Raw genomic sequence first — 13,596 nt, 5'->3', positions numbered from 1 at the left:
GTCCACAGCAGCGTGGGATGACGATGGGGCGCCAGGCTAGCAGCATGCCAATTTAGTATACGTGTGCGTTCACTATAGGGGAGGTTGCTGCACCGCGCACGTTTTGTCGGTTACGGCTGGGCGGGCTTGAGCCGCACAAACAGCGCGTCGGCTTCGGTCAGCAGCGTGTCACCGTGGCTCAGCCGGCCCGACACGAAGATCTTGCGCCCATCGACCCGGTCGACGCCCGCGTCGATCTGCAGCTCTTTCTCGATCGGCACGATGTTGCGGTAGTTGATCTTGAGGTATGCGGTGCGCTGGCGGGGACTGCCAGTGAGCACCGAGGCCGCCAACCCGAGCACGGTGTCGAACAGCATTCCGAGGGCACCGCCGTGCACGGCACCGTTTCGCCCGAGATGAAACCGGGCGAAACGGGCCCAGCCCTGGATCCGGTCGGCGGCTCCCGCTACCGGTACCTTCTGGACCTTCATCGGGATGGTCAGGATGTTGCCCCGTACCGGCAGATCCATCCGGCGCCCGGACGGCGACTGCCATTCGTCGGCGTCGAACGGGCTGAGCAGCACGGACACCTTCTCAAGCAAGTCGGCGGCCTCGGTGATCACCTCATCGGGCGCGTCGACGGCACGAGCGTGATCCTGCAACCTTCTGACGCCATCGATGAACCTGCCGTAGTCGGGCCCGCCCTTGCGGGTCGGTTCGGGCGGGTTGAATCCGCCGCCAGGGTGTCGCACTACGTCGCCGGCCACCAGAACACCGTATTGGGTCCGGCCAAGAGTCACCTGTGCCCACCCTGCGCGCCCGGTGAGCTAGCGCCGCGCGCCGGCAGCCGCCAGGGTTTCGAACTCCTCGTCGGTCAGGACGATCTCGGCGGCGGCGACGTTCTCCTCCAGGTGCGCCACCCGCGACGTGCCCGGGATCGGCAACATGACCGGCGACCGCTTCAACAGCCAGGCCAGCGCCAGCTGCGACGGCGTCGCGTGGTGGGCGGCGGCGATCTGGTGCAGCGGGCCATCCGGGGCGGCCAGCGGTCCGGCGGCCAGCGGGAACCACGGAATGAAGCCGATGCCCCGGCTGGTCACCGCCTCCAGCAAGGGTTCTGCGGTGCGGGCGGTCAGGTTGTACCTGTTCTGCACCGACACGATCGGCGTGATCCGCTGGGCCGCGATGAGTTGATCGACGTCGATCTCGGACAAACCGATATGGCGGATCTTGCCTTCGTTTTGCAATGCCACCAGCTCACCCAGCTGATCGGCCAGCGGGAAGTTTGCGTCGATGCGGTGCAGCTGGAACAGGTCGATGGTGTCCACCCGCAGGCGCCGCAGGCTCATCTCGCATTCCTGGCGCAGGTAGCTCGGATTGCCCAGCGGGATCCACACGCCCGGGCCGGTACGGAGCAGCCCCGCCTTGGTCGCGATCACCAGCCCGGAATACGGATGTAGCGCCTCGGCGATGATCTCCTCGGACACGTAGGGGCCGTAGGAGTCGGCGGTATCAATGAAGTTGACACCGAGTTCGACGGCGCGCCGCAACACCCGGATGGCTTCGTCGCGGTCGGCGGGCGGGCCCCAGACGCCGTCGCCGGTGAGGCGCATGGCACCAAAACCGAGCCGGTTGACGGTCAGATCACCGCCCAGTGTGAAGGTTCCGGATGCTTGTGCGATCACGGGTAAGACCGTACGCCGCGCAGTCATTTCCCCGCTGTGCCGCCCACTGCCGCGTGGCAAGCTGAACGGGTGGACCTGGACGCGCTGGCCGATCTGCCGCTGACCTACCCCGAGGTGGGTGCGACCGCGGCCGGCGAGCTGCCCCCTGGATACGACCACCTCAGCGTGATGACCCAGATCGGTATGGGCCAGGAGCGTTTCGAGCGGGCGGCCGACGCCGTCATGCACTGGGGCATGCAGCGTGGCGCCGGTCTGCGGGTACACGCCAGCTCCGACATCGCCGTGGTCTCCGCGGTGGTGCTGGTGGGAGTCGCTTTCCTGCGCGCACCGTGCCGCGTGGTGTACGTCGTCGACGAACCCGATTTGCGCGGATTCGGCTATGGCACCTTGCCGGGCCATCCGGTGTCCGGTGAGGAACGGTTCGCGGTACGCCGGGACCCGACCAGCTCCGCGGTATTCGCCGAGGTGTCGTCGTTCTCCCGGCCGGCGACCTTTGCGAGCAAGGCCGCCGGGCCGCTGGGGGCGGTGGCGCAGCGCGTCATCGCCAAGCGCTACCTGCGCGCGGTGTGACGCGCCGGCGGTCTGGCTAGCCGCGCCCGATCGTGCCAGTGTGCACGCCCTGCGCCAGTCGGGCGAGCGCGACGGCACCCACCAGCAAACCGAAGTCGCGCAGCGCAACGTCATAGAAGCCGGGCCCGGTCACCAGGTCCAGGATGATCCCGGCCAGCCAGGCCGCGACTACCCAGGCGCCGATGCGCGGTGCGACCGCAACCAGCACCCCGGCCACGATCTCGATCACCCCGACCAAATACATGCACTGATCGGCGGTGCCGGGCACCAGGGCGTTGGCCCAGCCGGCCAGGTACATGTTCCAGTGGTTCGGATGGGTCAGCAGATTGAAGAATTTGTCCAGCCCGAACACGATCGGCGCGACCGCGAACACGGTGCGCAGCAGCACGTACGCGGAGTAGGCCGGATCCTTCAGCTGGTCTGCGAGTGCGGGGCTGGCCGTTGGTCTGATGCCCATGGCTTCCTCCAGTTCTAAAGGATAATAATTCGAACGTTAGAACTTGTAGACTGTATCGTCAAGTATTTTGTCTGTTAGAAATGGGTGGTCGACGTGGATGACCTGCAGCGCGACGCCGCCGGGATCGGCGCGCTCGCGGATCCGGTGCGGCACCAGCTCTACCAATTCGTGTGCTCGCAACCCGTGGCAGTGAGCCGCGAGCAGGCGGCCGACGCCGTCGGCATCCCCCACCACCAGGCGAAATTCCACTTGGACCGACTCACCGCCGAAGGCCTGCTGGACACCGAGTACGCGCGCCTCACCGGCCGATCCGGCCCCGGCGCCGGGCGGACCGCCAAGCTGTATCGCCGGGCCGGCCGCGACATCGCCGTCAGCCTCCCGCAGCGCGAATACGAGCTGGCCGGGCGGCTGATGGCCGCGGCCATCGCACGGTCGGCCAACACCGGGGAGCCGGTCGTCGAGGTGCTCAACCGGATCGCCCACGACTACGGCCACACCATCGGCGCCACCGCCGCCAACCGGCCACCCGCGGACGCCGCGGCGGCGCTGCAGCTGGCGCTCGGCGTCCTGAGCAGGTACGGCTATGAACCCCGCCGCAGCGATCGCGAGATCGAGCTCGCGAACTGCCCGTTCCACGCGTTGGCCCAGGTGCAAACCGAGCTGGCCTGCAACATGAACCACGCGTTGATCAGCGGCGTGGCCGACGCCCTGGCGCCATACGGGCCCCAGGTGCGGCTAAAACCCGGGCCGGCCCGGTGTTGCGTCGTGCTCCAGCGCCGCGCCGCTAGGACCTCCACGCGGTAAGCAAACGCTGCGCGCCCAGACACATCTGTTCGATGACCTCACCCACCGGCGCGGCATCGCCGATCATGCCGACGCCCTGACCGGCGTCGACGGGAGCGATCCGCAGGTCGTCGGCGGCGACCGCGGCGGTGAGTTCGTCGCGGGCCGCGCCATCGGCGGCCAGCTCCTCTTCCCGGCCCGTCCAGCGCGCCACGAAGTCATTGGCCAGCACGCGCGACGGGAACCGCGCGGGCCACGGCAGGCCGGCGGCGACGTCGAAGACCCGAGTGATCCGGGTGTCGGTTTCGCGGGCAGCGATCAGCGCCCGGCGGGCGGCGTCGCCGGTCAGCGCCTCCGGACACGCGGCCAGGCGGGTGCCCACCCATGCGCCGCTGGCACCGGCGGCCAGCACGGCGGCCAGGCTTCGGGGCGAGGCGATGCCGCCCGCCGCCAGCACCGGCACGGCCACGGCAGCCAAAACGATGTCGAGCAACGGCAGCGTCGCCAGCTTCACCTCCCCGTGACCACCACCTTCGGCCCCGCGCGCCACCAGCATGTCAACACCCGCGTCGACCGCCTGACGCGCCCCGAGAGCGTCGTAAACCTGTGTGGCGGTGGCGATTCCGGCGTCGCGGGCCTTGCCGACCCATGACCAGTCGGCACCGAAGCTGACCGACAACACGACCGGCCGCGCGGCCAGAGCCTCCTCCAGCAGCCCCGGCTCGTTGCGAATTACCCAGTCCACCAGGCCGATCCCGAACTTGCCGGTCAGGTGCCGCAGCTGCGTGTGCAACGATGCCCGCGTCGCGGTACTGCCCATGCCGACCATGCCCAGCCCGCCGGCGGCGGTGACCGCGGCGGCCAATCGCCCGCCCGCGACCCCGCCCATGGGCGCGTTGACGATGGGTACCCGCAGGCCCATGGCCCGCGACCACGGCGTAGACAGCACGCCTAGTGAGCGTCGGGCAGGGATTTCAACACGGTCAAGATGATCACCGAATCCTCGACCGCATGCAGGGCGTGCCGCTGCGGCGGAATCGCGACATAGTCGCCGGTCTTGCCGTCCCAGGCGTCATCACCGGCGGTCAGGCGGACATGACCCTGCAGCACTTGCAACGTCGCCTCACCCGGGCTGTCGTGTTCGGACAGATCGTGGCCGGCAAGCAAGGCCAGCACGGTCTGGCGAAGTTCGTGGGTGTGACCACCGTGGATGGTGTGTGCGGCCCGGCCGCTGTGCGCCTGCTGCGCCTCGACCAGCTTTTCGGCGGCCAGGCTGGTCAGCGAGATGGATTGCATCGGTGCGTCCTAATCGTTTGTTGGGAAGGGTTGATTGGTCATGTGACTGGGGCTGTTCCTGTTCGGTCTGCCGCCTGGCGACGCCCGTGTGCTTCCCGTCGTTCGACGACTTCTGAAAGAACGGCGCGCCTGGCGACAGAGCCAACTTCGGGGGTGGTGAGATTTCGTTGCCCGAGCCGCCGCAGGGTTGACTGCCTGACAATTGTTCCCGAGCCTTGAGCTCTTCGACAGAACGAAGTCCTGCAGTGCGCTGGAGTCACGGACGGCTAGTGAGATGACGGACCTTTGAGTCCCACGATTAGGGCGCCGCCTGAATCCACCGGTAACGGCACAGCGATGGATCGAAGGCGTGAGGAGAACGTGGGACTGTACTGCGGAATAGATTGGGCCACAGACCATCACGACGTTGCAGTGGTCGACCGCGACGGCCGCGTGGTGGCGCGCAGCCGGGTCAGCAACGACGCCGCCGGATTCGCCGCGTTGTTGACACTGCTGGCCGACGCCGGCGACTGGAACCGCCAAGCCCAACCACACCTGTTCAACAAATTCCTCGGCCAACTCCACCACTGCCTGCACACCGGCCAGCTCTACGACGAACATCGGGCGCTTCCACCCCCTCTCCAGCTCGCGGCATGACTTTTAACTTCGTGAGATGTCTTTCAGCCGTTCAGTAGCAGTATCCCCGCCACGAGCAATGCAACCACCTTGACTACCTCCAAACCGACATAGACGTAGTGCGCAGGGGACCGGGGCGCCTGCAGCCCGGCGAGCACCCGGTTGGAACGCCGGGTCAGGCGAGGACGCACCGCGATCAGCTGGACCGTCAGCGCGGCCAAGGCGACGGAAAGCGCCGCGGCGATCCGCGCCGGTGTCGGGCCGGCCACCACGATCGCGAGGATGACAAACGCGAACGCGACCTCAACGGTGTTGAGCGCACGGAACACCAGGCGGCCGATGCCGAGCCCGATCTGCAGCGTCACGCCCGGCGCCCGGAACTTCACCGGAGCTTCCAGAAACGAAATCGCCAGCACCATGCCCAGCCAGACGAAGGCGACAGCGACCTCGATCGCCGGTCCGGCGTTCACCCGATGGCTCCTTCCCACGACGTGACTGGTGCCCCATGTTTCCAGGGCCGCCCTGCACTGTCGACGGCACATTTTGCGCTGGCCGATGCGACTACGCTGGTTCAGTGAGTGTCATGCCTAAGTCGGTGTCGCTCAACGTGAATTGAGAGCCCGCGCATGAGAATCGTCGAGGAGACCCCATACCGGTTCCGGATCGAACGCGAGGGCGCGATGCGAGTGCCCGGGATGGTGTTCGCGTCCCGATCGCTGCTGCCTCGGGACCGGGGCAAGTTGGCCCTGACGCAGGTGGTCAATGTGGCTGCGCTACCGGGGATTGTCCGTGCGTCCTATGCGATGCCCGACGTGCACTGGGGCTATGGATTCCCGATCGGTGGGGTGGCCGCGACCGATATCGACAATGACGGAGTCGTCTCTCCTGGTGGAGTCGGCTTCGACATTTCGTGCGGTGTAAGACTTTTGGTTGCCCACGGGCTTGACCGCGAGAGGTTGCAACCACGACTGCCGGCGGTAATGGATCGGCTCGATCGCGCGATACCGCGTGGCGTGGGCACCGCAGGGGTGTGGCGGCTGCCCAACCGGCACGCGTTGCAACAGGTACTGGCCGGTGGTGCCCGGTTTGCGGTGGAAGAGGGGCACGGTGTCGCGCGGGATCTCGAGCGGTGCGAAGACGGCGGTGTGATGACAGGAGCCGACGCGGCCGCGGTCAGCGACCGAGCGATCGAACGCGGGCTCGGGCAGATCGGCAGCCTTGGTTCAGGCAACCACTTCTTGGAGGTCCAGGCCGTCGACCGCGTCTACGATCCGGCCGCGGCCGCGCAGATGGGCCTGGCCGAAGGTACCGCCTGCGTGATGATTCACACCGGCTCGCGGGGCCTGGGCCATCAGATCTGCACCGATCACGTCCGCCAGATGGAACAAGCCATGGGCCGCTATGGCATTGCGGTGCCCGATCGGCAATTGGCGTGTGTGCCGGCGCATTCCCCCGATGGCCAGGCCTATCTCGCGGCAATGGCCGCGGCGGCAAATTACGGACGCGCCAACCGCCAACTGCTCACCGAGGCAACGCGTCGCGTGTTCGAGGATGAAGTCGGGACAGCGCTGGACCTGCTCTATGACGTCTCGCACAACCTGGCCAAGATCGAGGTGCACCCCGTCGACGGTCAGCTCCGCTCCATGTGCGTGCACCGCAAAGGTGCGACCCGTGCACTGCCGCCGCATCATCGCGAGCTACCTGCCGAACTGGCCGCGGTCGGCCAACCCGTGCTGATACCCGGGACGATGGGCACTGCGTCGTATGTGCTTGCCGGGGTCGCCGACAACCCCGTGTTTTTTTCCACCGCGCATGGCGCCGGGCGGGTGCAGAGCCGTCACCAGGCCGCCCACCACACCAGCGGCGAGGCGGTACGTACCAGCCTCGCCGAGCGCGGCATCCTCGTCCGCGGCACCTCCGGCAGAGGGCTTGCCGAGGAAAAGCCGGAGGCCTACAAGGACATCGACGAGGTCATCGAAGTTAGCCAGCACGGCGGCCTGGCCCGCAAGGTCGCTCGCCTCGTTCCCTTGGGCGTCGTTAAAGGGTGAGGCCCCCTATTCAGTGGTGCAGACCCGTAACCGGCTGGTGAGTACTGGCTTCGATATCCGACGATGTCAGCGCGAACAATTGATTCGCCAAGTCAGACAGCGCGCGGGCGATGGCGAGTTCATCGCCGATCCGGGCCACCGGTTCGTCAGCCGGATCGAGTCGGGCCAGGCCGACCCCGACGAAACTGTCGTCGCCCCAGGTCAGCCGCGCCTTTGCCCGGGTGCGCTCGTCGTGCTCCTCGATTAGCACGTCGATCTGGCAGGTTTTGGTGTTGTCTACGTTGGCCGTCATAGGAATCTCCTTATCGGGTTTCCGCTGCGTCAGCTGACCTGCTCGCAATAGGCCGAATACCCACTACCGGAGATGCTTACATGCGATCACCGCCGAGCGGAGGTGAACTCACGATCATTGGTCGCTAGGACACGCCCTACTTTTCGCGCTCAAACGGGTTCGTCGTCGTCATCGGATAGGAATCGTTCCGGGTGGTGGTGGGGGTTTGTTCGGGGTTGTCCGCGATCGAGGTGGGCCGGCGGGATCCATTCGGTGTCGCCTTTGGCGTTCTTGCGAGTGGTCCAGCCGTTCTCGGCGAGTCTGTTGTCGACCCCGCAGGCCAGGGTGAGGTCGTTGATGTCAGTGCGGCCGGTGCTGGCCCACCCCCGGACGTGGTGGACCTGGCTGTGGTAGGCGGGTGCGTCACAGCCCGGCTTCGTACAGCCGCGGTCCTTGGCGTACAGCATGATTCGCTGTGCCGGGGAAGCCAGCCGGTTGGCGTGATACAGCGCCAGCGCTTTGCCGCCATCGAAGATGGCGAGGTAGTGGCGAGCGTGGCTGGCCATTCGAATCAGATCCGACATGGGCAGCCGGGAGCCGCCGCCGGTCAGGGCCTTGCCGGCGGCGGCTTGCAGCTCCTTGAGGGTGGTGGTGACCACGATCGACACCGGTAGGCCGTTGTGCTGGCCCAGCTTGCCCGATGCCACCAGGGCCCGGAGGCCGGCCAGCAGGCCGTCGTGATTGCGTTGAGCTTGGCTGCGGGCATCGCGCCGGACCGCAGCCTGATCGGGGGTCTGGTCGATGACCGGGGTGTGGTCGTCGGGGTTGCCGGCGCCGGGGGCGGCCAGTTTGGCCAGCACGGCCTCGAAGGTGGCGCGCGCTTCGGGGGTGAGGTAGCCGCTGATCCGCGACATGCCGTCGTAGTCCTGGTTGCCGATCGTGATGGCGCGTTTGCGGGCCCGTTCGGCATCGCTGAACTCCCCGTCGGGGTGCAGCCAGTCCATGATCCGTTGGGCGTAGGTGGCCAACTCATCGGGGCGATAGTCGCCGGCCTTGTGGGCCAGATCGGCTTCGGCGGCCGCCCGGGTGGACAGGTCCACCTCGGCGGGCAGGTGGGCCAGGAAACTGCGGATCAGCCGCACGTGCGAATCGCCGATCAGCCCCTCGCGTTGAGCGGCCGCGGTCGCGGTCAACCGGGGCGCCAACGGCTGCCCGGTGAGCGCTCGGCGTTCTCCGAGATCGGCGGCTTCGTCGATGCGCCGGCCGGCCTCAGCCTTGGTGATGCGCAACCGGTCGGCCAGCGCCGTACGCAGCTTGCCGCCCAGTTCCGCGTCGCTGGCCTGGGCGCCGAGCTGATTGATCAACGCGTGCTGGGGGGCGCGCAGTCGGCGTGCCGCGCGTTCCAGGCGTTCCAAGGCGCGCAGTCGTTCGGGGGTGGTGAACACGTCAAAGGACAATGCGCTCAAGCGGTCCAGGTCCGCGTCGAGCGCGTTGAAGACCTCGACGATCTCCTCGCGACTGCTCGAACCCACGCCTCAAACTTTACGAACGGTCACCGACAAGAATCGCCGCGCTGTTGCCACTGAAGCTACAGTGACACAAGGGATTACAAAGATCCAATGCAGGTGGTTCTGGCGACCGGCGCGAGCCGGCAACGGCGTATCTGGTTCCTCAGCGTGCGCGTGTATAGCGTTACCGCCATGTCACGGGACTACGTCTATGACCAAGCGTTCCCCGAAGAACGGACCAGGCTGGCCGGAATCGAGAGCCTATGGGATCCCGGGACCCAGGCGCTGCTCGACGAACTCGGTATCAGCCGGGCCGAGGGAGGCTGGCACTGCCTGGAAGTCGGCGCGGGCGGCGGCTCGCTGCTGCAATGGATGACCGGCCGCGGCGCCACGGTGGTCGCGATCGACATCGACACCCGTTTTATCGAGCCGTTGGCCAGTGACACGATCGAAGTCCGTCGCGTCGACATCCGGACCGACGAGCTGCCGCGCGGCGAGTTCGACCTGGTTCACGCTCGGCTGGTGCTCGAGCACCTGCCTGAGCGCAGGCAGATCCTCGACCGCCTGGCCGCGGCGCTGCGCCCCGGCGGTTGGCTGGTCATCGAGGACTACGACTGGACCGCCTTCGGATTCGAGGGCGCTGACGCGCGGCTGGACCGGGTGACCGAGGCGATCCTGTCCTTCATGCAGCGCACCGGTTTCGAGCCGCATTACGGCCGCCACGTCGTGGCCGACCTCGCCGCGGCGGGACTCACCGAGGTTCGCGGCGAGGGCCGCGCACGGGTGATCGACTCCCGCTCCGCGGGCTTCGACTTCTTCAGGTTGTCCTTCGAAAGCCTGCGGGGCGCTGTGGTCAGTGCCGGCCTGATCTCGCCCGAGGACGCCAACGCGGCCGCCGCTGCCTTCGGCGCCGACATCCGCGTCATAACGCCGATCATGATGGTCGGAGTCGGGCGCCGCTAGCCGGCTAGACGGCCTTCAGCAGGGCGGCCTTGCCCTTGGTGCGGAGGGTGTACAGGGGCGAGCCGCGCAACTGCTCAATACGGGCCGCCATTTTCTCGCCGAGCTCCTCGAGTTCCGCGTCGGTGATCCGCACCGGAGGCGGCGCGGGAATCATGTCGCGTTCCTCTTCGTCGGCGTGCGCCTCCAACGCGGCCTTGAACACATTCCACTCTCGTTCGTATCCGGGCGTGCTCTGCGGCGTGTGCAGTAGCGTTGCCAGCTGGTTAACCACCTGGCGGTGCTCGGCATGCGCAACCGCGATCAGTTTGCTGGCGGCCGAAAGCGCCGGGTAGTACAGGTCGCCCTCGATGCGAAAATGTATGTCCAGCTCGATCAGCATCTCATCGAAAAGAACGTGGCGCTCTTCGCTGTTCACCGGCGCCTCGCTGACCTTGCGGCCCAGCCCCTTGAGCACGCTGTGGTGTTGTCTTAACACGTCGTAGGCATTCACGTGGTTGCTCTATTCCGCACTCGAATCCGACGAATTAACCGTAACCTCGCTTCCGCAGCTCCATAGTGCGAAGTAGCTGTGAATAATCCCGAAGGATCCTGTGCAGGTACGCCGCGCTGGGCATGCCGTTGCCCAGCGACCTTGGTTGGCCGACCGTGTCGAGCGGGCCACGCGACACGAGGTCGCGCGATCAATTGCTGCAGCCAGCTGATCGCCAATCTCCTTGATTCGATTGGATATTGCGGCGCAAGCGAATCGGCGGCCCAAACGTCTGCGGTCCTTTGTTCTTTGTTCTTCCCGCATAACTGCGACGGTCGGGCGATCCGGTCGGATGCCTATCCGTCGACACCTTGCATTCCGGGCGGGCCCATATTGCCCTGGAAGCCAGCGCTGCCGCCCGGCGAGCCGCCGGCGCCGCCGTTGCCGCCGGCGCCACCCAACGCAAGGTTGCCGCCTTGGCCGCCCGTCACACCGTTGCCACCGTCGCCGCCGTTGCCGCCCTGGCCACCGAGGCCACCTTGGCCGCCGGTACCACCGCCTCCGGTGCCGCCGCCGGCGCCGGCGAACCCGATCAGCCCACCGGATCCTCCGTTGCCGCCGGTTACCCCGCCGGCTCCCCCGACGCCGCCGGTACCACCCATGCCGCCAACGCCGCCCGTGTTGCCGTCGCCGCCAACGGCCGCTCCCCCGCTTGCTGATCCACCGCCACCACCATTACCGCCGGCACCACCGATGCCGCCGATGCCGCCGGTGCCGCCAAGACCGCCAGCGCCCCCGGCGCCACCGATACCGATGAACGCCCCGGCCGCGCCGCCGTTGCCGCCAATTCCTCCGCTACCGCCCGTTCCGCCGCTGCCGCCGACACCGCCGAGGCCGCCGAGGCCGCCATTGCCGCCCGTCCCATCACCCGACGAACTAACTGCGGGTCCGCCCGCGCCACCGACACCACCGGCGTAGCCGGCGGCCCCGGTGCCGCCGGTGCCCCCGGTCCCTCCGGCGCCACCGGCACCGCCATTGCCGATGAACATCCCGCCCTTACCACCATGACCGCCGGCACCACCAGTGCCGCCACTACCGCCCGCGGTGCCTAGTGCCCCATTACCGGCACCGCCGTCGCCGCCGTCGCCCCCGACCGCGGGACCGGCACCCATGTTCTCGCCGATGCCGCCCATGCCGCCGGCACCGCCGGCACCGCCGTCGACGCCACCCGTGGCGCCGCTACCGCCCTTTCCCCCGGTTGCCGTGCCAGCGCCGTTCGTGAAACCGTCGCCCCCTTGACCGCCGTTGCCGCCGTCGCCGCCGTCGGGACCAGCGGTGCCCCCGGCGCCGCCGGCACCACCGGTGCCGTTGTTACCGTCTTGCGATTCCCCTTGCCCGCCAATCCCGCCGGTGCCCCCGGCCTCACCGAGGCCTCCGGCCGGGCCGGGACCCCCGTCGCCGCCAGTTTGATCCCCATTTCCAGCGTTGTTGCCGCCGGTCGTGCCGGTATTGGGGTTGGGAGTCGAGGTGGGGTTGACCCCGTTGGTGCCGGCCAGACCGGTACCACCCTGCCCGCCGGGGCCACCGGAACCGAACCAGTTCGCATTACCGCCGTTACCACCCGGCCCAGGCAGACCACCCAACACACCCGCCACCGCCGGCCCACCCTGCCCGCCGGCACCACCATCGCCGAACACCGTCCCCCCGGCACCGCCGTTACCACCGGCCGCACCGGCCCCACCGAGACCCCCAATACCGCCATTGCCGATGAACAGCGGCCCGGCGCCGCCGTCACCGCCGGGCGCACCTTCCCCACCCACCCCGCCGCCACCGCCGGTACCGAAGAAACTCGCCGCCCCACCCGTACCACCAGCGGCGCCAACCCCACCGGCCCCGCCGAACCCACCACCGCCAAACACACCACCAACCCCACCGCTACCCCCAACCCCGCCAGTGGTACCCGTCCCACCAGCACCACCAAATCCCCCACTGCCCAACAGCCCGGTCGCCCCACCGACACCACCAACACCCCCGGTCACAGCTAGCCCCTCAGCGCCACCAGCCCCACCAGTCCCGCCGTTGCCCAGCAACCACCCACCCCGACCACCGGCACCCCCGGCCGCACCGGACCCAACCACTCCCGCCCCGCCCTTGCCACCGGTTCCGCCACTACCGATCAACCCGGCATCCCCGCCCGCACCACCGGCCTGACCCGCCGCACCCGAACCACCATTGCCCCCATTACCCAGCAACAACCCACCCGGCCCACCGGGAGCCCCGGTCCCATCAGCCCCGTTGACACCATTACCAATCAACGGACGCCCGAACACCGCCTGGGCCGGCGCATTGATCACCCCAAACAAGTCCTGCATCGCCGAAGCACCAGCCGCCTCGGCCGCCGCATACGCACCCACACCGGCCGTTAGGGAATGCACGAACTGGCTGTGAAACACCGACATCTGCGCACCCAGGCTCTGATAGCCCTGCGCATAGGCCCCAAACAACGCCGCCACCGCCGCCGACACCTCATCGGCGCCAGCCGCCGCCAGCCCCGTAGTCGGCAACGCCGCCGCCGCATTCGCCGCACCGATCGCCGACCCGAGGTTGGCCAGATCCGAAGCCGCCGCTGCCACCGCTTCCGGCACCGCAATCACAAACGACATCTGCGACCTCCCGCACCGGACGACCGTTGGTCACCGCGAATCATCGAGCATCGGCAGCAACAAATCCTATCCCGCCTGGGACAGCTCGGCGGACATTTGACCAACAGCGCGTCTCGTTGATTCCACCACCAACATTCCGCGGTTGACGTCCGGGATTCCGGAATTCAACAGCGGCGGTTCCCGCGACGCCGGCGCGGGAACCGCCGCGTCCAGCAAACTCTTGCGCATTGTGGCGGGGCCGGTGAACCACGCGGCGCAGGCTACTCGGGCTGACCGGACGAAAGCGGCT

At 67.9% G+C, this 13,596-nt stretch carries 14 protein-coding genes and 2 pseudogenes; 6 read left to right on the top strand and 10 right to left on the bottom strand.

Features of this window, described 5'->3' with window-relative positions; translation table 11 throughout:
• Positions 1-110: 110 nt before the first annotated feature.
• Both AADZ55_RS09045 and AADZ55_RS09040 read right to left on the bottom strand, forming a co-directional pair.
• Positions 111-779 (bottom strand): PaaI family thioesterase, encoded by a 669-nt coding sequence (locus AADZ55_RS09045; protein WP_242670358.1) that lies wholly within the window; start codon positions 777-779, stop codon positions 111-113.
• 27 nt (positions 780-806) lie between these two features.
• On the bottom strand, positions 807-1,661 hold the full coding sequence (locus tag AADZ55_RS09040; RefSeq protein WP_423202393.1) for an aldo/keto reductase: 855 nt from the start codon (positions 1,659-1,661) through the stop codon (positions 807-809).
• A gap of 72 nt (positions 1,662-1,733) precedes the next feature.
• Here AADZ55_RS09040 and AADZ55_RS09035 point away from each other — a divergent pair, with 72 nt between their 5' ends.
• Positions 1,734-2,234, top strand: a complete 501-nt coding sequence (locus AADZ55_RS09035; RefSeq protein WP_085327246.1) for a DUF1990 family protein — start codon at positions 1,734-1,736, stop codon at positions 2,232-2,234.
• Between the two features lie 16 nt (positions 2,235-2,250).
• On the opposite strand, the gene AADZ55_RS09030 is transcribed toward AADZ55_RS09035, so the two are convergent.
• Positions 2,251-2,691, bottom strand: a complete 441-nt coding sequence (locus tag AADZ55_RS09030; RefSeq protein WP_085327245.1) for a DoxX family membrane protein — start codon at positions 2,689-2,691, stop codon at positions 2,251-2,253.
• A gap of 93 nt (positions 2,692-2,784) precedes the next feature.
• Between AADZ55_RS09030 and AADZ55_RS09025 the strand changes: the two genes are divergently transcribed.
• Positions 2,785-3,495: a helix-turn-helix transcriptional regulator gene (locus tag AADZ55_RS09025; protein ID WP_165759455.1), complete on the top strand. Its 711-nt coding sequence runs from the start codon at positions 2,785-2,787 to the stop codon at positions 3,493-3,495.
• On the opposite strand, the gene AADZ55_RS09020 is transcribed toward AADZ55_RS09025, so the two are convergent.
• Together AADZ55_RS09020 and AADZ55_RS09015 are read right to left on the bottom strand one after the other, a co-directional pair.
• Entirely contained in the window at positions 3,476-4,423 is a 948-nt protein-coding gene (locus tag AADZ55_RS09020; RefSeq protein WP_085327244.1) for an NAD(P)H-dependent flavin oxidoreductase, read from the bottom strand. The genes AADZ55_RS09025 and AADZ55_RS09020 overlap by 20 nt on opposite strands.
• Positions 4,424-4,425: 2 nt before the next feature.
• Positions 4,426-4,770, bottom strand: a complete 345-nt coding sequence (locus AADZ55_RS09015) for a cupin domain-containing protein (protein ID WP_085327243.1) — start codon at positions 4,768-4,770, stop codon at positions 4,426-4,428.
• A 336-nt stretch (positions 4,771-5,106) separates the two neighbouring features.
• On the opposite strand from AADZ55_RS09015, the pseudogene AADZ55_RS23530 reads away from it, so the two are divergent.
• Together AADZ55_RS23530 and AADZ55_RS23525 are read left to right on the top strand one after the other, a co-directional pair.
• Positions 5,107-5,259 (top strand): annotated as a pseudogene (locus tag AADZ55_RS23530) (IS110 family transposase); the annotation flags it as partial.
• A 12-nt stretch (positions 5,260-5,271) separates the two neighbouring features.
• A pseudogene (locus AADZ55_RS23525) lies at positions 5,272-5,406 on the top strand (IS110 family transposase); the annotation flags it as partial.
• A 23-nt stretch (positions 5,407-5,429) separates the two neighbouring features.
• Here the strand turns inward: AADZ55_RS23525 and AADZ55_RS09005 are convergent.
• Positions 5,430-5,855, bottom strand: coding sequence for a hypothetical protein (locus AADZ55_RS09005; RefSeq protein ID WP_085327242.1), 426 nt, complete (start codon positions 5,853-5,855; stop codon positions 5,430-5,432).
• Positions 5,856-6,011: 156 nt separating this feature from the next.
• Between AADZ55_RS09005 and rtcB the strand changes: the two genes are divergently transcribed.
• Positions 6,012-7,433 (top strand): RNA-splicing ligase RtcB, encoded by a 1,422-nt coding sequence (rtcB, locus tag AADZ55_RS09000; protein ID WP_165759453.1) that lies wholly within the window; start codon positions 6,012-6,014, stop codon positions 7,431-7,433.
• Positions 7,434-7,443: 10 nt separating this feature from the next.
• Here the strand turns inward: rtcB and AADZ55_RS08995 are convergent, their stop codons facing one another.
• On the bottom strand, positions 7,444-7,725 hold the full coding sequence (locus tag AADZ55_RS08995; RefSeq protein WP_085327241.1) for a DUF1876 domain-containing protein: 282 nt from the start codon (positions 7,723-7,725) through the stop codon (positions 7,444-7,446).
• A gap of 149 nt (positions 7,726-7,874) precedes the next feature.
• Entirely contained in the window at positions 7,875-9,236 is a 1,362-nt protein-coding gene (locus AADZ55_RS08990) for an HNH endonuclease signature motif containing protein (RefSeq protein WP_085327240.1), read from the bottom strand.
• 168 nt (positions 9,237-9,404) lie between these two features.
• Here AADZ55_RS08990 and AADZ55_RS08985 point away from each other — a divergent pair, with 168 nt between their 5' ends.
• Positions 9,405-10,175, top strand: coding sequence for a class I SAM-dependent methyltransferase (locus AADZ55_RS08985; RefSeq protein WP_085327265.1), 771 nt, complete (start codon positions 9,405-9,407; stop codon positions 10,173-10,175).
• Between the two features lie 4 nt (positions 10,176-10,179).
• Here the strand turns inward: AADZ55_RS08985 and AADZ55_RS08980 are convergent, their stop codons facing one another.
• Positions 10,180-10,665 carry a hemerythrin domain-containing protein gene (locus AADZ55_RS08980; protein WP_085327239.1) on the bottom strand — a complete coding sequence of 162 codons (486 nt, stop codon included), beginning with the start codon at positions 10,663-10,665 and terminating at the stop codon, positions 10,180-10,182.
• A 335-nt stretch (positions 10,666-11,000) separates the two neighbouring features.
• Positions 11,001-13,307 carry a PE family protein gene (locus AADZ55_RS08975; RefSeq protein ID WP_341286285.1) on the bottom strand — a complete coding sequence of 769 codons (2,307 nt, stop codon included), beginning with the start codon at positions 13,305-13,307 and terminating at the stop codon, positions 11,001-11,003.
• Between the last annotated feature and the right edge of the window lie 289 nt (positions 13,308-13,596).

The organism is Mycobacterium decipiens (assembly GCF_963853665.1).
GTDB lineage: Bacteria > Actinomycetota > Actinomycetes > Mycobacteriales > Mycobacteriaceae > Mycobacterium > Mycobacterium decipiens.
This window is presented reverse-complemented; position numbering and strand designations above follow the sequence as displayed.

Bases quoted from the DNA above. Each gene is read 5' to 3' on its own strand.
- AADZ55_RS08985 (WP_085327265.1), top strand. From the start codon at position 9,405: ATGTCACGGGACTACGTCTATGACCAAGCGTTCCCCGAAGAACGGACC.
- AADZ55_RS08975 (WP_341286285.1), bottom strand. From the start codon at position 13,307: ATGTCGTTTGTGATTGCGGTGCCGGAAGCGGTGGCAGCGGCGGCTTCG.
- AADZ55_RS09030 (WP_085327245.1), bottom strand. From the start codon at position 2,691: ATGGGCATCAGACCAACGGCCAGCCCCGCACTCGCAGACCAGCTGAAG.
- AADZ55_RS08995 (WP_085327241.1), bottom strand. From the start codon at position 7,725: ATGACGGCCAACGTAGACAACACCAAAACCTGCCAGATCGACGTGCTA.
- AADZ55_RS09015 (WP_085327243.1), bottom strand. From the start codon at position 4,770: ATGCAATCCATCTCGCTGACCAGCCTGGCCGCCGAAAAGCTGGTCGAG.
- rtcB (WP_165759453.1), top strand. From the start codon at position 6,012: ATGAGAATCGTCGAGGAGACCCCATACCGGTTCCGGATCGAACGCGAG.